This is a genomic window from Arthrobacter agilis (assembly GCF_006494655.1).
GTDB classification, from domain to species: domain Bacteria; phylum Actinomycetota; class Actinomycetes; order Actinomycetales; family Micrococcaceae; genus Arthrobacter_D; species Arthrobacter_D agilis.
This window is the reverse complement of the sequence record NZ_VHIM01000001.1, coordinates 533,787-551,829: the sequence shown is the minus strand read 5'-3', so window position 1 is coordinate 551,829 and position 18,043 is coordinate 533,787. Positions and strand designations below refer to the sequence as shown.

Below are 18,043 nucleotides of genomic sequence, written 5' to 3'. Positions count from 1 at the left end.
CCACCAGCACGCCCCGACGGTGGGGGGTGCCGGTGGCCAGCTTGTAGGGTGGCGGTTGGGGGACCACCGATCGCGTCAGGCAAGCTTCCAGGAGGACGACATGCGCGCCACCATCATCCACGGGCCAGGGGACATCCGCGTCGAGGACCGTGACTATCCGAGCATCATCCGGTCGACGGACGCCGTCGTCAGGGTCACGGCGTCCTGCGTGTGCGGGTCGGACCTGTGGCCGTACCGTGGCGTCCGCCCCACCAAGGAACCGAAGGCCATCGGCCACGAGTTCGTCGGGGTCGTCGAATCGATCGGCGAGGACGTCCGCGACCTGTCGGTCGGCGACTTCGTGATCGCGCCCTTCGTCGACAGCTGCGGGCACTGCCCCCAGTGCCTCAACGGTGTCACGGTCGCCTGCGACCACCTCGCCGGCTGGGGCAGCAACGACGAGCACGGCGACTTCCTGCAGGGCGGCCAGGGCGAGGCCGTCCGGGTGCCGCAGGCGGACGGGACGCTGCGGAAGGTCGAGGGCGTCACCGAGCCCGACGCCGCCCTGACGGCCAGCCTGCTCACCCTCTCCGATGTCATGTCGACCGGTCACCACGCCGCCGTGTCCGCGAACGTCGGTCCCGGGAGCACCGTCGTCGTGGTCGGCGACGGCGCTGTGGGCCTGTGCGGCGTGCTGGCCGCGAAGCGCCTGGGCGCGGCGCGGATCATCGCCATGTCCCGTCACGAGGACCGGCAGGCGCTAGCCCGAGAGTTCGGTGCCACGGACATCGTGGCCGAGCGCGGCGACGAGGGCGTGGAGAAGGTCCGTGAGCTGCTCGGGGGAGTCCTCGCCGATTCCGTCCTCGAGTGCGTGGGGACCAAGGAATCGATGGACCAGGCGCTCCGCAGCACCCGGCCGGGCGGCAACCTGGGCTTCGTGGGGGTTCCCGCGGGAGGTCCGGAACTGCCGATCGGCGTGCTGTTCGCGAAGAACATCACGGTGGGCGGCGGCATGGCTCCGGCACACACCTACATCCCGGAACTCCTGAAGGACGTGCTGGACGGCACGATCAACCCCGGCCGCGTGTTCGACGTCGAGATGCCACTCGAGGACGCCGCGGAAGCGTACAGGGCCATGGACGAGCGCCGGGCCATCAAGGTGCTGCTCAAGCCCTGACGGACGGGGCGGGGCCGGGGAACGGGCAGAATGAGGGCATGACACCCACTCCCTATCTCATCGCGCGCGAGCGCCTCATCGATGCGCCGGCAGAGCGCATCTTCGAGGTGCTCGCGACACCGGCCCTGCACAGCGTGATCGACGGCTCGGGCACCGTACGCGGTGAACAGCCGAACGGCCCGACCCGGCTGTCCCTCGGGGCGAGGTTCGGCATGGACATGAGCATGGGGACGTCCTACCGGATCCTCAATCGCGTGGTCGAGTTCGAGGAGGGCCGCCGTATCGCGTGGCGGCACTTCTCGGCCCACGTGTGGCGCTACACGCTCGAGCCGCGCGGCGGGCAGACCCTCGTGCGCGAGGAGTGGGACGGCCGGGCCGTCCGGTGGCGGTTCGTCTTCCGCCTGACCGGTTTCACCCGCCGGCACCCCGCGAGCATCGAGGCCACGCTCGCCAAGCTCGAGGACTACGTGCTCCAGGACCGCCGCTAGCCGACCGAGGTGCCGAACAGCAGTCCCAGCGCGTAGGTGACGGCGGCCGCGCCCATGCCGATGGCGAGTTGACGCAGGGCGAGGCGGAGGGGGGAGGCCCCGGACAACAGGGCGACGACGGCGCCGGTCGCCAGCAGGGCCAGACCCACGAGGGCGCAGGCGACGACGACCGCCGAGAGGCCGCTCATCCCCAGGAGATAGGGCAGGACCGGGATGATCGCGCCCGAGGCGAAGAAGCAGAAGCTCGACGCCGCCGCGCCGAGGCCCGTGCCCACGGCCTCGTGCTGATCGACGGCCTCGTCCTCCTCCGGCTGGAGCGAGAAACTCGGATCGCAGTCGCACGTGTACAGGCCCAGCCGTTCGGCGGCGCGGTGTTCGGCCGCCGCCGGGGTCATGCCCCGTGCCCGGTAGACCAGGACGAGCTCGTTCGCCGCGATGTCCAGTTCCTTGGCGGCGGTCAGCGTGATCTGTGTGGGTCGTGTGGCCGACAGGAGTTCGCGCTGCGACCGGACCGACACGTACTCTCCCGCGCCCATGGACAGTGCTCCGGCCAGCAGCCCGGCCAGTCCGCTGAACAGGATGAAGGAGGTGGAGACGCCCGTGGCGCCGATGCCCATGACGAGGGCCAGGTTGCTGACCAGGCCGTCGTTCGCCCCGAAGACCGCTGCCCGGAAATTCCCGGAGAGTCTGTTGCGCCCTCGGGTGGCGAGGCCGCGCACCACTTCCTCGTGGATCTGCTCGTCCGCCACCATGGCGCTCGTGGCAGAGGGATCGGTGCCGTAGGGGGAGCGGCCCTCCGCACGCTGTGCGAGGGCCAGGACGAAGACGGAGCCGAACCGCCGGGCGAGGACGCCGAGGATGCGGTTGCGCAGCGATGGGCGGAGCGGCCGGCCGACGTCGTTGCCGAGGAGGGCCAGCCAGTGGGCCTCGTGGCGCCCCTCCGCCTCGGCGAGCCCGAGGAGGATCTCCCGCTCCTCGCCCGTCCTCCGGTGGGCCAGGTCGCGGTAGGTCGCCGCCTCACCCCGCTCGTCGGCGAGGTACTGGCGCCAGCGTCGGATGTCCTGGCGGGAGGGACCCTGGCCGCCGCTAGGGACCGACGACGGGTCAGGGGTGGGGTCGGGCATGGATTCCTGGCTGTTCACGGGGTGTACTCCGGTTGTTCGGGTGCGTGCGCTCCCGTCCCGAAGCTGGAGCTCCGGCCGGGGATCGCAGGTGCGTCATCTCGGCCGAAGGTCTCGCTCGCCGGCTGAGCCGGTGGATTGCCGGGCACCCTCGGTGCCAGTATGTCGACAAGCCGCACATCCAGCGGATGCGGAGCTACTCCCCTTCGCCCGACCATCCTACCGGAGCGCCGGAGCGCCGGAGCGCCGGAGCGCCGGAGCGCCGGAGCATCGGCGGGCCGGGGTGCGCGCGCGACGGTGAGGCGCCGCGCTTCGGGTACCGTGTCGTTCCGACGCGCGATAGAGTCGGACGGACGACAGGAAGCAGGCTTATGAATCTGGCAGGCCGACCCTGGCTGGCGAGTTATGCGCCGGGGGTGCCCCGCACCTTCGTCGTACCCGAGGGCAGTCTTCCGGATCTCCTCGAGGACTCCGTACGGACCTACCGCTCGGCCGTCGCGCTCGAGTTCTTCGGAGCACCGACCACCTACCGGGAGCTGGGCGCCGCCGTCGACCGCGCCGCGGCGGGCCTGCGTGCCCTCGGGGTGACGGCGGGGGACCGCGTGGCGCTCGTGCTGCCCAACTGCCCGCAGCACATCATCGCGTTCTATGCGGTACTGCGCCTCGGCGCGATCGTGGTCGAGCACAATCCGCTGTACACGGACCGGGAGCTGCGGCACCAGTTCGAGGACCACGGGGCGAAGGTCGCGATCGTGTGGGATCGCGTGGTGCCCCGGATCCAGCGGCTTCCCGAGGACATCCGGGTCACGGCCGTGGTGACGGTGGACCTCATCAGCGCCATGCCCGCATCGCGTCGGCTCGCCCTCACGCTGCCCGTGCGCCGCGCGCGCGATGCGCGGAAGGCGCTGACCACGACGGAGAAGCTGACCGGACCCCGAAGGACGGTGCGTTGGCAGGAGCTGCTCCGGCACAAACCCCTCACGCGCAGGCACCCCCGACCCGCGGCCACGGACACCGCCGTCCTGCAGTACACGAGCGGCACCACCGGCATCCCCAAAGGAGCGGTGCTCACGCACCGTAACCTCCTGGCCAACGCCGCCCAGGGCCGGGCATGGGTGCCCGGGCTGGAGACCGGCCGTGAGACGGTCTACGCCGTCCTGCCCATGTTCCACGCGTACGGCCTGACCCTGTGCCTCACCTTCGCGATGAGCATCGGGGCCAAGCTCGTGCTGTTCCCCCGCTTCGACGTGGGCCTGGTACTCGATGCCGTGAAGAAGAGTCCGCCCACGTTCCTGCCCGCCGTCCCACCGATCTACGAGCGGCTCGCCGCTGCGGCTGACGAACGGGGCGTGGACCTCACCAGCATCAGGTTCGCGATCTCCGGCGCCATGAACCTCCCGCAGTCGACGGTGGAGACCTGGGAAGCAGCGACGGGGGGCTACCTCATCGAGGGATACGGACTCACCGAGACCTCGCCCGTCGCTGCAGGCAACCCGATCGGGCCCACCCGGCGTCCCGGGACGGTCGGCGTCCCGTTCCCCGGCACGGATGTCCGCATCGTGGACCCGGACGAGCCCTCGACCGACCGATCGCCCGGCGAGCCGGGCGAGCTCCTCATCCGTGGGCCGCAGGTGTTCCAGGGCTACTGGCGCAGGCCGGACGAGACACACGCCGCGCTGATCGACGGCGAGTGGTTCCGGACCGGCGACATCGTACGGATGGACGACGACGGTTTCCTGACCATCGTGGACCGCATCAAGGAACTCATCATCACGGGTGGCTTCAACGTGGCGCCGAGCGAGGTGGAGGACGTCCTGAAGACCCATCCGAGTGTCCGCGACGCGGCCGTGGTGGGCCTTCCCGGACGCGGCGGCGGCGAGGACGTGACCGCCGTCGTCGTGCTCTCCGAGGGGGCGATCCTCGACGTCGAGGATGTACGGTCCCGGTGTCGCGATGCACTCGCCGCCTACAAGGTCCCGCGCACCATCGTCCAGGTCGAGGACCTGCCACGATCCCTGATCGGCAAGATCCTCCGACGCGAGGTGCGCACGCAACTGCTCAACGATGGCCCCCGTGCCGAAGGAAGTGACAGACGATGACCCGATCCCAGTATCCGGGGGCGGACACCCCCGCTCGACAGGACCCATGGCGAGACAGCCTGGGGAAAGCCGGCACCAGGGCTGCCCAGGTGCTCCTGCTCCTGGTGCTCGCCGTGGTGGCCGTCTATGCGCTCATCCAGGTGAGGCTCGTGGTCATCCCGATGCTTCTGGCCCTGATCCTGGCCGCGGCGATCGGTCCGTTCGTCAACTGGTTGCGCCGGAAGGGGTGGAATGCGTCCCTGGCCACCGCGGTCTCCTTCCTGCTCCTCCTGCTGATCTTCGGTGGTCTCATCACGGGGATCGTCTTCGCCGTGATGGGTCAGGCGGACGAGCTGGCGACCAGCGCGACCGAAGGCTTCGACAAGCTCTACGCCTTCGTGCAGAACGGACCCATCCCGGTCGACGACGCGCAGATCCAGCAGGCCCGTGACTGGGTGGTGGACTTCGCCACGAGCAGCACCGTGGGTGCCGGGGCGATCTCGGGGCTCAGTGCCGCCGGTAACTTCGTGGCCGGAGCGCTGCTCATGGTGGTCATCCTGTTCTTCTTCCTGAAGGACGGCGAGAAGATCTGGGCCTTCATGCTGCGCGCGTTCAAGGGCAAGCGGCTCGTGAAGGCGCGTCGGGTGGGCTACAGCAGCATGGCCGTCCTCGGCGGGTACGTGCGCGGAACCGCGATCGTGGCGCTGGTCGACTCGCTGTTCATCGGTCTCGCCCTGTTCTTCCTCGATGTCCCGCTCGCACTGCCGCTGGCCGCGATCGTCTTCGTCGGTGCCTTCGTCCCGCTCGTCGGCGCCACGCTCGCCGGGGTGCTCGCCGCCCTGATCGCCCTCGTGGCCAACGGGCCGTTCGTGGCGCTCCTGGTCGTGATCGCCGTCATCGTGGTCAACCAGCTCGAGGGCAACTTCCTCCAGCCCGTGGTGATGGGCCGCACGCTGCAGGTCCACGCGCTCGTCATCCTGGTTGCCCTCACGGCCGGGACCATCCTCGCCGGCATCATCGGCGCCATCCTCTCCGTGCCGGTGGCCGCCGTCGGCTGGGCCGCGATCAAGGCCTGGAACGAGGAGCGGGACGAGGACATCACGGACGAGGAGGTGGAGGACGCCGAGCGGCGCACGGCGCTCGACGAGACCGGTCACGGCCTCAGCTCCACACCCAAGCACGAGCATGCCGAGAAGGAGGAGGCGGCCGCCGTCGCCGTCGCGGAAGCCGATGAGCGTCCCGGCACGCAGGAGCGGCGCGTCGAGGGGTACGACACCGACGGAAAGGACACCGGCTCTGACTCCGGGCACGATGCAGGCGCTGCCGCTGCCGCTGACGTGCACGACGCCGACACCGGCACCGGCACTGCCGCTGACGTGCCGGACACCGGCGCGCGTCGTGGCCGGAGGAGCCGGCGATGGGGTCGTAGCGGATCATCCCCGGCCGAGGACTGATCGGCCTCCCGCGGGACCGGCACGCGCAGTGCGGTCCCGCGGGCCGGGAGCTCAGTGCATCGACTCCTGGGGGGTGTCCTCGGGCACATCGCCGGCCACGCGGCGGTCCCAGGCATCCATCACCCGGGGGTCCGTGGGCCGGGTCATGAGCGAGACGGCCACGTACACGATCAGCGACGCCGCCAGGCCGAAGTAGATCGGTTCGTTGGCGTAGATGCCGTCGTAGCGTGCCTCGGCCGTGATCTCGAGGAAGGCCATGACCGCGAGCGTGACCACGGTGCCGGCGGCCATCGAAGCCCCCGCGCCGATCCCGTTGCCGCGGCGCCAGACGAGGCCACCGAGAATCGCGATGAGGAGTCCGCCAACGAGGATGTCGTAGGCGATGGTGAGTGCGGCGACCACGTCCTGCACGATCACGGCGAGGGCGATCGTCACGAGCCCAAGGCCGAGGACCCACCAGCGGCTCGACGCGACGTCATGGTCCTCGGTCACCTGCTCCCGACCGTCGACGACGCTCGTGGCGCGTCGCCCTCCACGGGACCAGCCCGCCACGAACGGGACGACGTCGGTGCGGGCCACGGTCGCTGCCGCGATGAGGGCCCCGGACGCCGTGGACATCATGGCTGCCACCGCGGCGGCGAGCACGAGCCCGCCCACGCCGATCGGCAGGACGTTGAGCGCGACATCCGCGTAGACATCGTCCCGCGACTCGATCGCGGGCAGGATGACGCTCGCGCTCATGCCGATGACGGCCCCGGCCACGCCGTAGAGGATGCAGTAGACGCCGGCGGCGGAGCCGCCCCAGCGGGCGATCTCCGGCGTCCGCGCTGTGAAGACGCGCTGCCAGATGTCCTGGCCGATCAGCAGCCCGAGCGTGTAGACGACGAAGTAGGTGATGATGCTCTGCGCGCCGATGCCCGTGATGCTAAAGAACTCGGTTCCCGCGCGCTCGCGGATCCCGTCGAAGCCGCCGGCGGCCTGGAGCGAGAAGGGCAGCATCAGGGCGAAGACGCCGATGGTCTTGATGACGAACTGCGCCATGTCGGCCAGCGTGATGGACCACATCCCGCCGATCGTGGAGTAGACCAGGACGATCGCGCCGCCGACGGCGATCGATGCCGCCCGGTCCCACCCGAACAGGACCACGAAGATGGTGGCGTAGGCGCCCGTCGAAGTGGCGCAGAGCATGAGGGTGTAGGCGAGCATCACGATCCCGGACACGCGCGTGGCCCGGTGGCCGTAGCGCAGGGTGAGCATCTGCGAGACGGTGTAGATCTTGAGACGCTGGATGGTGGGGGCGAAGAGCAGGCTCAGCAGCAGCACGCCCGTGCCGATCGCCACGACGAGCCACATCCCGGAGATGCCGTACTGGTAGCCGAGGCCCACACCGCCCACGGTCGAGGCGCCGCCGAGCACGACGGCGGCCATGGTGCCGGTGTAGAGGAGCGGGCCGAGGCGTCGGCCGGCGACGAGGTAGTCGCTGGCGTTCCGGGTGCGGGATTTGCCCCACCAGCCGAAGCCGAGCATGGCGGCCAGGTAGACCACCACGATCGCGATGTTGAGTGCCTGCATGAGGGGGCCCTTCGTTCGATAGCGATTGGATGCCTAGCAGGCAACCGTTGTTGCCCAGTAAGCTACTCGTGACGCGAGTCACGCGTCAATCGTGGCAGGCCGATGTGTCGCCCTCGTGATGGCGGTGTGACGGATATGCTTCCTGAGATGCCCTGCCCCGGGACGCTGTAGGAGAGGACACGCATGAAGGCCCTGCCCGTCGAGCCCACCAACGCTCCCGTTGCGATCGGATCGAGGATCCGCGCCGCGCGGCAGGCCCAGCGCATGACGATCGAGCAGGTCGCCGGCTCCACGGGGCTGACCAAGGGATTCCTCAGCAGGGTGGAGCGTGATCTCACCTCCCCGTCGGTCGCGTCCCTCGTGACACTGTGCCAGGTGCTGTCCATCTCCATCGGGGATCTCTTCCTGGTCCCGGAGACGCACCTGACGAGGCTCGGGGACGCGCCCGGGATCAGCCTCGGGGGGCAGGGGATCAACGAGAGGCTCGTGACCGCGCGGTCCGAGCGCAGGCTGCAGATGATCCGCGCCGTCGTCGAGCCCCACGGCAGGGGGGAGGACGAGCTGTATTCGGTGGACTGCGAGGTGGAAACCCTGCACGTCGTCTCGGGGCGCTTCGTCCTGATCTTCCCGAACGACCGGTACGAGCTGGCAGCAGGTGACACCGTGACCTTCCCGGGGCGTGAGCCCCACACCTGGCTCAGCCCCGACGACTCCGAGGCCGTGGTGCTGTGGACGCTCGTGCCGGCGGCGTCGGGCACGTAGCGGCGGCTCAGCCCACGTGCACCCAGGGCCGCCGGGTCACGTCGGGTTCGGCCGCCCGCAGGACCTCCCGGGTCACCGGTGCGATCTCGCCCTCGCCCGTGAAGAGGAACTTGAAGAGATTGGCCACGGGATCCCCCTCCGTCCACCGGAAGTAGACGTGCGGCATGAGACCCGTGATGTCGCGGATGTGCAGCATGACCGCCGCGATGGTGTTGGGCACGTTGGAGCTGTGGACCTCGAGGACGCGGTAGCCGTGGCGGACCACGCCCCGCACCCGCAGTTCGGTCTCGAAATCGGAGGAATCGTCCACCGTCACCTCGATGAAGAGCGGCCGGGCCGTGCCGGGGAAGTGCGAGACGGCGCAGGCGTGCTGCAGCTTGTGGCGGTACGCCGAACTGCTGAGCCGCTTCGGCTCGTGCGCGATCAGCAGGATGTCGCCGTCGTCCTGGGAACTGACGAAGGACAGCGCCGCCTCGTCCAGCCTGATGCTCGTGGCGCGGAGCTCGAACGCGCGGCGTGATCGGGAGATGAAGGAGATCACGATGATGCCCAGGATGAAGCACGCGGCGATCCTGAGGCCGTCTGGACGCTCGATCATGTTGACGGCCGTCGTCAGCACGAAGACCACGGTGGCGGTCCCGAAGCCGATCGTCAGGCCCCGCTGGTTCCTGCGGTGCGCAGAGAGCGTGACGGCGACGGACGCCGAGGTGATGAGGGCGAGGACCCCGGTGGCGTAGGCGCCACCCTGTGCTTCGACGTCGGCCTTGAAGAATACGGTGACGACGACGGCGATGAGGGTGATGACCAGCACGAGGGGCCGCACGGCCTTGGCCCAGGCAGGTGCCATGCCGTAGCGCGGCAGGTACCGGGGCACGAGATTGAGCAGGCCCGTCATGGCCGATGCCCCGGCGAACCACAGGATCCCGATGGTCGAGAGGTCGTAGGCGGTGCCGAAGCCGTCGCCGAGGTACCGGTGGGCGAGGTAGGCGAGGGCCCTGCCGTTCGCCGGTCCGCCCTCCTCGAAGGCTGCCGCCGGGATGAGCAGCGTGGTGACGATGCTCGAGGTGACGAGGAAGCCGCTCATGATGAGCGCCGCGGTGGTCAGGAGCCGGTGCGCGCCCACGATGCGTCCTGCTGGATCCTGCTCGGTGTCGCCGGGCTTCCCCTCGATCTGGGGCATGACGACGACGCCGGTCTCGAAGCCGGAGAGCCCGAGGGCCAGGCGCGGGAACACCAGGACGGCGAGGCCGAGCATGACCAGCGGATTGCCGTGCTGCGTGGTCAGGGCCGTCCACCAGCCGTGCACGAGACCGCCGTTCCCCACGATCTGGACGGCGGAGACCAAGATGACGCAGAGGTTCAGCAGGAGGAAGATCGCGACGAGCCCCGCGGCGATCCCGATGGCCTCGCGGAAGCCGCGCAGGAACACGCCCGAGAGCAGGCCCAGGAACACCACCGTGAGGAGGATCTCCTGGCCCTGGAGCCAGGCGGGAGCGAAGGGGTTCTCGATGAGGTGCGCACTGGCATCCGCGGCCGAGAGCGTCATTGTGATGAGGAAACTCGTCGCGGCGAAGCCGAGCAGGACCAGCACGAAGACCTTGCCGCGCCACTTGGGCAGCAGCTTCTCGAGCATCGCGATGGAGCCCTCCCCGCGCGGGCTCTCCGACGCCACCCGTTTGTAGACGGGCAGCGCGCCGAACAGCGTCACGGCGACGAGGATCAGGGTCGCCAGGGGAGAGAGGACGCCGGCGGCCGCGGCGGCGATGGCCGGCTGGTACCCGAGAGTGGAGAAATAGTCGACGCCGGTCAGGCACATCACTTTCCACCAGGGCTGGGTGCGGGCCTTCTCCGGCTGGTGCACGGCCGGTTGGCTGGACTCGTTGAGGAGCCAGCGTTCGAGGCGTGTCCTGGCCCGGACGCGTGATGCGGCGGGGGACTGGAGGCGTACGGAGGAGCTCACCGCATCACAGTAGGACCGCCGCGAGGGCGTAACGCCGCTCTTAACGGAATCTTGATGGCGCGGGTGTCCGGACCGCACCGGGTGTCAGGGTCGGACGGGAACCTTGACCCCACTGGGCGCCGGGAATAGCCTTGGGAAAACCTTTTGATGCATATTGGGCAACTCCGCGGGTGCGGGCCCGGATGGGATGGAGATCGTGGAAGAACTGCGCGTCACGGGAGGCGGCCACCTCGGGCCCATCGACTCCTCCCGCATTCCCCGCTACGCAGGGGCGGCGACCTTCGCGAGGCTGCCCCGCCTCGACCAGGTGGACCGGACGGACATCGCCGTCGTGGGTGTCCCCTTCGACTCCGGTGTCTCCTACCGCCCGGGCGCTCGCTTCGGCGGCAACCACATCCGCGAGGCCTCGCGGCTCCTGCGCCCCTACAACCCGGCGCTCGACGTCTCGCCGTTCGAGCGTGTCCAGGTGGCCGACGCGGGCGACATGGCCGTGAATCCCTTCAACATCAACGAGGCCATCGAGACGGTGCAGCAGAACGCGCTGGACCTCACGGCCGACGGCGCCCGCCTCGTGACGCTCGGTGGCGACCACACCATCGCCCTGCCGCTCCTCCGGGCCGCCGCCGAGCGCGCGGGCTCACCCGTCGCGATGCTGCACTTCGACGCGCACCTCGACACCTGGGACACCTACTTCGGCGCCGAGTACACGCACGGCACGCCGTTCCGTCGCGCGGTCGAGGAGGGCATCCTCGACACCGAGGCCATCTCCCACGTGGGTACCAGGGGCCCGCTCTACGGGGTGCGCGACCTGGAGGACGACCGCCGTTTCGGCTTCGGCATCGTCACGTCCTCAGACGTCTACCGCCAGGGCGTCGATGAGATCGTCGACAAGCTGCGCACGCGCATCGGCACCCGTCCGCTCTACGTCTCCGTCGACATCGACGTCCTCGATCCCGCGCACGCCCCGGGTACCGGAACCCCCGAGGCCGGCGGCATCACGAGCCGCGAGCTGCTGGAGATCCTCCGCGGGCTCCGGGGCCTGAACCTCGTCGGCGCCGACGTCGTCGAGGTGGCTCCCGCCTACGACCACGCCGAGATCACGGGCGTGGCCGCTTCCCACGTGGCGTACGACCTCGTCACGCTCATGGCCGACACCCTGACGCCCGACACCCCCACCCCGATCGTCGAGGAGCACTGATGGACATCACCGCAGGCGCAGCATCCGCCCCGCCCATGCACCTCACCGGACAGCGGAACGGCGGCGATCTCGTGGTCGAGACGCTGACAGCCCTCGGCGCGACGACGGTCTTCGGTATCCCCGGACAGCACGCCCTCGGGCTGTTCGACGCCCTCTCCCGCTCCGAGCTCCGCTTCGTCTCCTCGCGCGTCGAGAACAACTCCGCGTTCGCAGCGGACGGCTTCTCGCGGGCCACGGGCGACGTCGGCGTGCTCTTCCTCTCCACCGGACCGGGGGCGCTCACCTCGCTCGCCGGCCTGCAGGAGGCCTATGCGACGGGCGTACCGATGGTCGTCGTCGCCAGCCAGATCCCGCTCGAGGGCCTCGGCGCCCGACGGAAGGGGATGCTGCACCAGCTCGACGACCAGAAGGCCTCGGCGGCCAACGTCACCAAGAGCCAGCGCCTCATCCAGCACGCCTCCGGTATTCCTTCGGCCATCCAGGACGCGTGGACGGAGGCCGTCTCCTCGCCGCAGGGGCCCGTGTGGGTGGAGGTGCCGCAGAACGTGCTGCTCGATCCTGTGCTGGTGCCGCAGGTCGAGGACGCCCTCGCAGAACCCTTCGACAATCCGCCCCGCATCGAGCTCACCCGGGAGGCCGTCGCCTGGCTCAGGGACTCGAAGCGGCCGGCGATCGTCGCGGGCGGGGGGACGCGCCGTGGCCGGGCCGAGTCCTGGCTGCTGTCCATCGCCGAGAAGCTCGGCGCGCCCGTGGTCTGCTCACCCGGTGGCAACGGCGCCTTCCCGTGGACGCACGAGCTGTCCCTGCAGTCGTGGGTGGAGGACCGCCACGTGACCGAGGTGCTCGAGGACGCCGATGTCCTCCTGGTGGTCGGCTCGTCCCTCGGCGAGGTCACCTCCAACTACTTCACCCTGGAGCCGCGCGGGCGCATCATCCAGATCGATGCCGAACCCCGCGTGCTCGAATCGAACCGCCCGGCGCTCGGCATCAGGGCCGATGCCGGCCAGGCGCTCGCCGCCCTCGACGAGGCACTCGAGCCCCTGCCGCGGGACCGTGAGCCGGGCTACGACGCCGTGACGCTGGTCGCCGGGACGCTCGCCAAGGTGGCGGCGCGGCTCGAGGGCCAGGACCTCGGCAAGGAGCTCGCCTTCCTGCGGGACATCCATGAGGCCGTACCGGCGGACATGCAGACGTTCTGGGACATGACCATCTCCGCGTACTGGGCATGGAGCTGCTGGGACGCCCGCGACGGTCAGTTCCACTCCGCGCAGGGGGCGGGCGGGCTCGGGTTCGGGTTCCCCGGTGCCATCGGTGGTGCCGTGGGGCTCGAGTCGCGGGGGCTCCCGGCCAGGGTGCTCGCGGTCTCCGGCGACGGTTCTGCCATGTACTCGATCGCGGAACTCGCCACGGCCCGCCAGCACGACATCCCGGTCACGTGGCTGATCGTCGACGACGGCGGCTACGGCATCCTCCGCGAATACATGGAGGGGGCTTTCGGCAAGGCGACGGCGACGGAACTCGCGCGGCCCGATTTCGTGGCGCTCGCTGAATCCTTCGGGGTGCCGGCCCGGCGCGTGGCACCGGAGGGGATCGGCGAGGCGCTGCGCGAAAGCCTCGCCGGCGAGGGCCCGAACGTCGTGGTGGTGGAGGCGCTGATCCGGTTGTTCGCCCCCACCCATCTTGATCAGTAGGCTTTCCTTTTCTGCCGGGGGGTGAGAGTGTCGGAGGCACTGCTCGACATCCCCACCCGAGGAAGGAACGCCATGGCATTCAGCAAGGGCGACAAGATCACCTGGAACACGCCGCAGGGCGAGACCGAAGGCACGATCGTGGAGAAGCACGAGAAGGAGTTCACCTTCGACGACCAGAAGTTCAACGCGTCGAAGGACGAGCCCTACTACACGGTGGAGAGCTCGAAGTCCGGCAAGCAGGCTGCGCACAAGAAAAGTGCGCTGTCGAAGAAGTAGCCCGCACCGGCACACCGACGGACGGGACATAGCAGGCAGGGTGGCGGATGCCGCCCTGCCTGCTACCTCAGTGGGTCGTGGCCCCAGTTCATGAGGGAGTAGCGCCATCTGGAGGACTCGATGTCCTCCTTCGACGGTTCCTGCGCCAGATGGCGGTGCACGTAGCCGACGACCTTGTGCATGTGACTGACGTCGTCGGCCGTGAGGTCGTCCCGCTTCGTTCCCAGGATCTCGATGATCCGCTTGCCGGAGCGGTGCCCCACGGACTCGCCTGCATCGGATTCCTTCTGCCCCACGGACCGGGACTCCTCCGTGTCGAGCCACGATGTCAGCTGCGAGGCGCTCATGTTGACGGCCTCCTTCCATGCTGGCCAGATCTCGTCGAGGTTCTTCGTGGAGTCGGTCATGGATCGCCTGCCTTCCGTATCAAATGAGGGGCGAGATTCCCAGCCGACGGCGGCCGGGGACCTCCCGATAGCTTAATCCTAAGCATGCTGATAGATGTAGAGGGTAGGTCGAACCAAAACGTCTAAGGAGCTTCACATCATGGCAGGAAACCTTTTGGCACGATCAGCCCACGATCTCGGCGCAGCAGCCTGGTTCGGCGGAACCCTGATGGGCGCCGTCGGCCTGAACGGTGCGACCGGCAAGGCGAAGGACCCGAAGGAGCGCACGCGCCTCTCCGCGCTCGGCTGGGCCAAGTGGACCCCCGTGCAGGTCGCCGCGTTCGCCGTCCACGCCGCCGGCGGCATCGGCCTGATCCTCGGCAACAAGGGCCGCGTCGCGGCGCAGGACTCGGTGGGCTCCAACACGGTCTGGAAGTCGATCGTCACGCTCGCCGGTATGGCACTCTCGCTCTACTCCGGCATGCTCGGCAAGAAGGTCGGTGAACTGTCCGAACAGGGCGGTGACGGCGCGACCGAGCCACGTCCCGGTGCCAGCGACGAACTGGCCAAGGCCCAGTCGCAGCTCAAGACCACGCAGTGGCTGCTGCCCCTCATCAGCGGCATCGTCGTCGTGATGGGCGCGAAGCAGGGCGAGATGCAGCGCCCCACGAACGTCAAGAAGGGCCTGCTCAAGAAGTAGTCCCCGGACACCGGAAACCCCCGCACCCTGACGTCCACCTCGCGGACGACGTCGGCGGTAGCGGGGGTTTTCGCGTCGGGGAGCCGGTGCTTCCGCCGGCCCCACGGGTCCCTACTGCATGGTGAAGGCGCGCGCCACGCCGGCATGCACGGAGTCGTTCCGGATGAGCGCTGCGAGGATCGCGTTCCGCGGACGCATCAGCGGGGCGGGCAGGGGGCGCCCGAGTGCCATGTTGAGGTGTGCCTTGCGCCGCGCGAGGGCGGCCTGCGCGCGGCGATCCCTCTCGTACAGCGCGAGCCGTGCTGCGACGTCGTCGCCGTCCCTGAGTGACGCCGCGATGATCGGCACGAGCCGGGCGGCGTCCAGCCAGCCGAGGTTCATGCCCTGCCCGCCGATGGGGGAGATCTCGTGTGCGGCGTCGCCCACGAGAACGGTGCGGCCCGAGACGAAGCGCTCGGCCAGGCGTGACTGCACCCCGAACGCGCTCAGCATCGAGTTGGTCCCCGGGTCCACGTCCACGCCCGTCCGCGCACGGATCAGATCCGTCAGGTCCTCGGCCGTCGGGCGCTCGACGGGACAGCCCAGACGCACGACCCAGCGCCGGATGCCGTCGGGCAGGGGGAAGGACTCGACGATCCCGTCGGTCTCCAGATAGAGCACGGCGTCGTCGCCGTCGCCGGTCTCGTCCTGGAAGTCGCCCATCACGTAGCAGTCCGGGTACCGCCTCGAGGGCGCGCGGATGCCGGCATCGTCCCGTATGGAACTCCGGGCGCCGTCCGCGGCGACCACGAGCTTCGCGCGGAGGACGGCGTCCCTGCCGTGCGCGCGGGTCACCGCGAGGACGTGGTCTCCGGCGTCGTGCGTGGTGACCACCGCGACGTCGCGCTGCAGCGTGCCCGGGAAGTCCTGCTCGAGGCGCCGTTCGAGGATCTCCTCGGTGACGGCCTGTGGCACGGCCAGGACATATCTCTCCTCACCCGGCAGGGTCGAGAAGGACACCGTGCCGACGTGGCGTCCGCCGCTGCGCGCCACACCATCGCGGATGCGGACTCCCCGTGATCGCAGCTCGTCCGCGATGCCGCCGGCCTCCAGTGCCCTGAGCGCGGGGGGATGGATGCCGATGGCGCGGGAATGGCTGCTGCGCTCGGCGCGCCGCTCGAGGACGACGGCGTGGAGTCCGGCCTGGCGCAGCAGCAGGGCCGTGTAGAGCCCGACGGGTCCGCCGCCGACGACGATCACGTCATGCATCCCGCACGACCCCGTTCCCGGCGCGCCGGAGGACGAGCAGGTTGATGAACGGCGCGGCCGTCCGCACGGACCACCCATGCCGCTTTCCGGCGGCTCGGCGCAGTTCGTCGGGCGTGTAGCTCCGTCGGATCGAGGTGAGGCCGTCCTCGCGGATGTACGATCCCGGCATCGGCAGGGTGCCGACCGAGAACAGGCCGTACCCGAGCGGATGGCGGGCAATGTCGCTGTGGACGGCGACGCGGTGCGTAAGCCGCTCCGTGTCCGCCAGGAGTCCGTCGAATTCCGCCCGGTCGAGGTGGTGCAGCACATGGTTGGAGACGACGGCGTCGAACACCGCTCCCTCGGCCACCAGGTCGGAGCTGAGCGCCCGGCGGAAGGTGAGGCCCGGTCGGGCGGGTTTCGACGTCGCATAGGTGTGTGCACGCTCGTCCGGGTCGATCCCGGTGACCTCCACCTCCAGCCCGTCGAGGTGCGCCCACTGCGCGAGTGCCCGCGGGAGATCGCCGCCACCCGACCCGATATCGAGGAGGGTGTTGGTGCGGTCCGTCGAGAAGGCGGGCCGCAGCAGGGACGTGTAGGTGCGGCGCCATCCCGAGACCACCGCGTTGACGAGGCCGAACTGTGCATAGGTGCGGTCGAGCCTGGCAGGGTCGCAGTCCGGGCGGTCCATCTGCTCGACGGCGGTGGGGTCACGCTCCGCGAGGAAGCCCCATGGGCTCATGCGCCTGCCCGGGCGAGGACGGGTTCGAGATCCGCGGGCACGGTGCGGGCCGTGGGAACCGCCGCGGCGCCGTCGGTGTGCTGCGCGGCGTCGTCGGGGGTTGCCCCGATCCGGGTGAGCAGCGCGGTCTCCACGGTGAGCCCGGGCCCGAACGCCATGGAGCAGATCCGGTTGTTGCCGTCCGTGGCGGGCTGCTCGAGGATGTTCTTGAGCACGAACATCACGGTGGCGCTGCTCATGTTGCCGTAGTCGCGCAGCGTCTCGCGCGCGGGGACCAGTTGGTGTTCCGAGAGGCCCAGCTTGGCCTCGACCTTGTCGAGGATGCTGCGCCCGCCCGGGTGGATGGCCCAGTGCTCGATCTCGGAGTAGTCGAGCCCCTGCAGCGAGGCGTCGCGTGCCAGCAGGGGTTCGAGGGCTCCGATGATGTGCTCGTCGATGATGTGCGGGACATAGGTCCCGAGGACCATCTCGAAGCCCTCGTCGCCGATGTTCCAGGCCATCGACTCCTCGCCGACCGGCGTGAGGACCGTCTCGAAGTGGTCAAGGCTCAGGGCGGGGCCGTCCAGGGGCAGGTCCCGTGCGCTGATGATCGCTGCGGCGGCCCCGTCCGCGAAGAGGGAGGAGCCGACGATGGTGTCGGGGTTGTTCGAGGACCGGACGTGCAGCGAGCACAGTTCCGCGGAGATCACCAGCACGACGGCGTCCGGATCGGCCTCGCAGAACGCCTTGGCCGAGCGCAGTGCGGGGAAGGCCGCGTAGCAGCCCATGAATCCGAGGTGGTAACGCTGCACGGAGGGCTCGAGGCCCAGGGCACGCACCACCTTGTAGTCCGGGCCGGGCGCGAAGAACCCGGTGCAGGAGACGGTCACCACGTGGGTCACGTCGGAGGCGTCGATGCCGGTGGCGGCGTCGAGCGCCTTCTGCGCGGCCTCGACGAAGAGTTTGGTGCCCTCCTCCGCGTAGACCTCGTTGCGTGTCTTGGTGCTGGGGGTGAGGATCCGCATGTCCTTCTGGTCGAAGAACACGGGATTCTCGAAGGCTTCGGTGACCGTCAGTTCCTTCACCGCGGTGTAGCGCGTCTCGATGCCCGAGGAGTCGAAGGCCGCTCCGACGAGCCGCTGCCCGAGGCGGGTCAGGCCGGGCTGGGCCGCGAAGACGTCGCGGACCTGCGGCTGCACCATCACGGTCTCGGGAACAGCTGTTTCTAGGGACCTCAGGATCACTGTCATACG

General features: G+C 69.6%; 16 protein-coding genes. 9 read left to right on the top strand and 7 right to left on the bottom strand.

Annotation, left to right across the window (positions count from 1 at the left end; translation table 11 throughout):
* Positions 1 to 100 precede the first annotated feature (100 nt).
* Positions 101 to 1,156 (top strand): zinc-dependent alcohol dehydrogenase family protein, encoded by a 1,056-nt coding sequence (locus FJV46_RS02455; RefSeq protein WP_087031639.1) that lies wholly within the window; start codon positions 101 to 103, stop codon positions 1,154 to 1,156.
* A gap of 38 nt (positions 1,157 to 1,194) precedes the next feature.
* Positions 1,195 to 1,644, top strand: coding sequence for an SRPBCC family protein (locus tag FJV46_RS02450; protein WP_087031636.1), 450 nt, complete (start codon positions 1,195 to 1,197; stop codon positions 1,642 to 1,644).
* Here FJV46_RS02450 and FJV46_RS02445 read toward each other — a convergent pair.
* Positions 1,641 to 2,768 (bottom strand): VIT1/CCC1 transporter family protein, encoded by a 1,128-nt coding sequence (locus FJV46_RS02445; protein WP_087031632.1) that lies wholly within the window; start codon positions 2,766 to 2,768, stop codon positions 1,641 to 1,643. The two genes, FJV46_RS02450 and FJV46_RS02445, sit on opposite strands and share 4 nt — an antisense overlap.
* 368 nt (positions 2,769 to 3,136) lie before the next feature.
* Here FJV46_RS02445 and FJV46_RS02440 point away from each other — a divergent pair, with 368 nt between their 5' ends.
* Both FJV46_RS02440 and FJV46_RS02435 read left to right on the top strand, forming a co-directional pair.
* Positions 3,137 to 4,864, top strand: coding sequence for a long-chain-fatty-acid--CoA ligase (locus FJV46_RS02440; RefSeq protein WP_087031629.1), 1,728 nt, complete (start codon positions 3,137 to 3,139; stop codon positions 4,862 to 4,864).
* Positions 4,861 to 6,297, top strand: coding sequence for an AI-2E family transporter (locus FJV46_RS02435; protein ID WP_087031627.1), 1,437 nt, complete (start codon positions 4,861 to 4,863; stop codon positions 6,295 to 6,297). Before FJV46_RS02440 ends, FJV46_RS02435 begins: the two co-directional genes overlap by 4 nt.
* A 51-nt stretch (positions 6,298 to 6,348) precedes the next feature.
* Here FJV46_RS02435 and FJV46_RS02430 read toward each other — a convergent pair whose 3' ends face one another.
* Complete coding sequence (locus FJV46_RS02430; protein ID WP_087031624.1) at positions 6,349 to 7,869, bottom strand: sodium:solute symporter family protein; 1,521 nt, start codon at positions 7,867 to 7,869, stop codon at positions 6,349 to 6,351.
* Positions 7,870 to 8,052: 183 nt separating this feature from the next.
* On the opposite strand from FJV46_RS02430, the gene FJV46_RS02425 reads away from it, so the two are divergent.
* Positions 8,053 to 8,631 (top strand): helix-turn-helix domain-containing protein, encoded by a 579-nt coding sequence (locus FJV46_RS02425; protein ID WP_087031621.1) that lies wholly within the window; start codon positions 8,053 to 8,055, stop codon positions 8,629 to 8,631.
* Between the two features lie 7 nt (positions 8,632 to 8,638).
* Here FJV46_RS02425 and FJV46_RS02420 read toward each other — a convergent pair whose 3' ends face one another.
* The gene (locus tag FJV46_RS02420; protein WP_087031618.1) at positions 8,639 to 10,447 is read right to left on the bottom strand and encodes an APC family permease; all 1,809 of its coding nucleotides are present in this window, start codon (positions 10,445 to 10,447) and stop codon (positions 8,639 to 8,641) included.
* 340 nt (positions 10,448 to 10,787) lie between these two features.
* On the opposite strand from FJV46_RS02420, the gene speB reads away from it, so the two are divergent.
* The 3 genes from speB (at position 10,788) to FJV46_RS02405 (ending at position 13,756) form a co-directional block, all read left to right on the top strand.
* Positions 10,788 to 11,789 (top strand): agmatinase, encoded by a 1,002-nt coding sequence (speB, locus tag FJV46_RS02415; protein ID WP_087032007.1) that lies wholly within the window; start codon positions 10,788 to 10,790, stop codon positions 11,787 to 11,789.
* Positions 11,789 to 13,480, top strand: coding sequence for a thiamine pyrophosphate-binding protein (locus FJV46_RS02410; RefSeq protein WP_232008581.1), 1,692 nt, complete (start codon positions 11,789 to 11,791; stop codon positions 13,478 to 13,480). The genes speB and FJV46_RS02410 overlap by 1 nt, the downstream gene beginning before the upstream one ends.
* Before the next feature lie 72 nt (positions 13,481 to 13,552).
* Positions 13,553 to 13,756, top strand: a complete 204-nt coding sequence (locus FJV46_RS02405) for a hypervirulence associated TUDOR domain-containing protein (RefSeq protein ID WP_087031615.1) — start codon at positions 13,553 to 13,555, stop codon at positions 13,754 to 13,756.
* A gap of 62 nt (positions 13,757 to 13,818) precedes the next feature.
* On the opposite strand, the gene FJV46_RS02400 is transcribed toward FJV46_RS02405, so the two are convergent.
* Positions 13,819 to 14,163 carry a DUF3140 domain-containing protein gene (locus tag FJV46_RS02400; RefSeq protein WP_087031612.1) on the bottom strand — a complete coding sequence of 115 codons (345 nt, stop codon included), beginning with the start codon at positions 14,161 to 14,163 and terminating at the stop codon, positions 13,819 to 13,821.
* Positions 14,164 to 14,302: 139 nt separating this feature from the next.
* Here FJV46_RS02400 and FJV46_RS02395 point away from each other — a divergent pair, with 139 nt between their 5' ends.
* Positions 14,303 to 14,842: a hypothetical protein gene (locus tag FJV46_RS02395; protein WP_087031609.1), complete on the top strand. Its 540-nt coding sequence runs from the start codon at positions 14,303 to 14,305 to the stop codon at positions 14,840 to 14,842.
* Positions 14,843 to 14,953: 111 nt separating this feature from the next.
* Here FJV46_RS02395 and FJV46_RS02390 read toward each other — a convergent pair whose 3' ends face one another.
* Genes FJV46_RS02390 through FJV46_RS02380 form a run of 3 tightly spaced genes read right to left on the bottom strand, consistent with a single transcriptional unit; the run spans position 14,954 to position 18,040 of the window.
* The gene (locus FJV46_RS02390) at positions 14,954 to 16,090 is read right to left on the bottom strand and encodes an FAD-dependent oxidoreductase (RefSeq protein WP_087031606.1); all 1,137 of its coding nucleotides are present in this window, start codon (positions 16,088 to 16,090) and stop codon (positions 14,954 to 14,956) included.
* Positions 16,083 to 16,811: a class I SAM-dependent methyltransferase gene (locus tag FJV46_RS02385; protein ID WP_087031603.1), complete on the bottom strand. Its 729-nt coding sequence runs from the start codon at positions 16,809 to 16,811 to the stop codon at positions 16,083 to 16,085. Before FJV46_RS02385 ends, FJV46_RS02390 begins: the two co-directional genes overlap by 8 nt.
* Positions 16,808 to 18,040, bottom strand: coding sequence for a type III polyketide synthase (locus FJV46_RS02380; RefSeq protein ID WP_087031600.1), 1,233 nt, complete (start codon positions 18,038 to 18,040; stop codon positions 16,808 to 16,810). The genes FJV46_RS02385 and FJV46_RS02380 overlap by 4 nt, the downstream gene beginning before the upstream one ends.
* Positions 18,041 to 18,043 lie beyond the last annotated feature (3 nt).

Bases quoted from the DNA above. Each gene is read 5' to 3' on its own strand.
- FJV46_RS02455 (WP_087031639.1), top strand. From the start codon at position 101: ATGCGCGCCACCATCATCCACGGGCCAGGGGACATCCGCGTCGAGGAC.
- FJV46_RS02450 (WP_087031636.1), top strand. From the start codon at position 1,195: ATGACACCCACTCCCTATCTCATCGCGCGCGAGCGCCTCATCGATGCG.
- FJV46_RS02445 (WP_087031632.1), bottom strand. From the start codon at position 2,768: ATGCCCGACCCCACCCCTGACCCGTCGTCGGTCCCTAGCGGCGGCCAG.
- FJV46_RS02440 (WP_087031629.1), top strand. From the start codon at position 3,137: ATGAATCTGGCAGGCCGACCCTGGCTGGCGAGTTATGCGCCGGGGGTG.
- FJV46_RS02435 (WP_087031627.1), top strand. From the start codon at position 4,861: ATGACCCGATCCCAGTATCCGGGGGCGGACACCCCCGCTCGACAGGAC.
- FJV46_RS02430 (WP_087031624.1), bottom strand. From the start codon at position 7,869: ATGCAGGCACTCAACATCGCGATCGTGGTGGTCTACCTGGCCGCCATG.
- FJV46_RS02425 (WP_087031621.1), top strand. From the start codon at position 8,053: ATGAAGGCCCTGCCCGTCGAGCCCACCAACGCTCCCGTTGCGATCGGA.
- FJV46_RS02420 (WP_087031618.1), bottom strand. From the start codon at position 10,447: ATGTGCCTGACCGGCGTCGACTATTTCTCCACTCTCGGGTACCAGCCG.
- FJV46_RS02410 (WP_232008581.1), top strand. From the start codon at position 11,789: ATGGACATCACCGCAGGCGCAGCATCCGCCCCGCCCATGCACCTCACC.
- FJV46_RS02405 (WP_087031615.1), top strand. From the start codon at position 13,553: ATGGCATTCAGCAAGGGCGACAAGATCACCTGGAACACGCCGCAGGGC.
- FJV46_RS02400 (WP_087031612.1), bottom strand. From the start codon at position 14,163: ATGACCGACTCCACGAAGAACCTCGACGAGATCTGGCCAGCATGGAAG.
- FJV46_RS02395 (WP_087031609.1), top strand. From the start codon at position 14,303: ATGGCAGGAAACCTTTTGGCACGATCAGCCCACGATCTCGGCGCAGCA.
- FJV46_RS02390 (WP_087031606.1), bottom strand. From the start codon at position 16,090: ATGCATGACGTGATCGTCGTCGGCGGCGGACCCGTCGGGCTCTACACG.
- FJV46_RS02385 (WP_087031603.1), bottom strand. From the start codon at position 16,811: ATGAGCCCATGGGGCTTCCTCGCGGAGCGTGACCCCACCGCCGTCGAG.
- FJV46_RS02380 (WP_087031600.1), bottom strand. From the start codon at position 18,040: ATGACAGTGATCCTGAGGTCCCTAGAAACAGCTGTTCCCGAGACCGTG.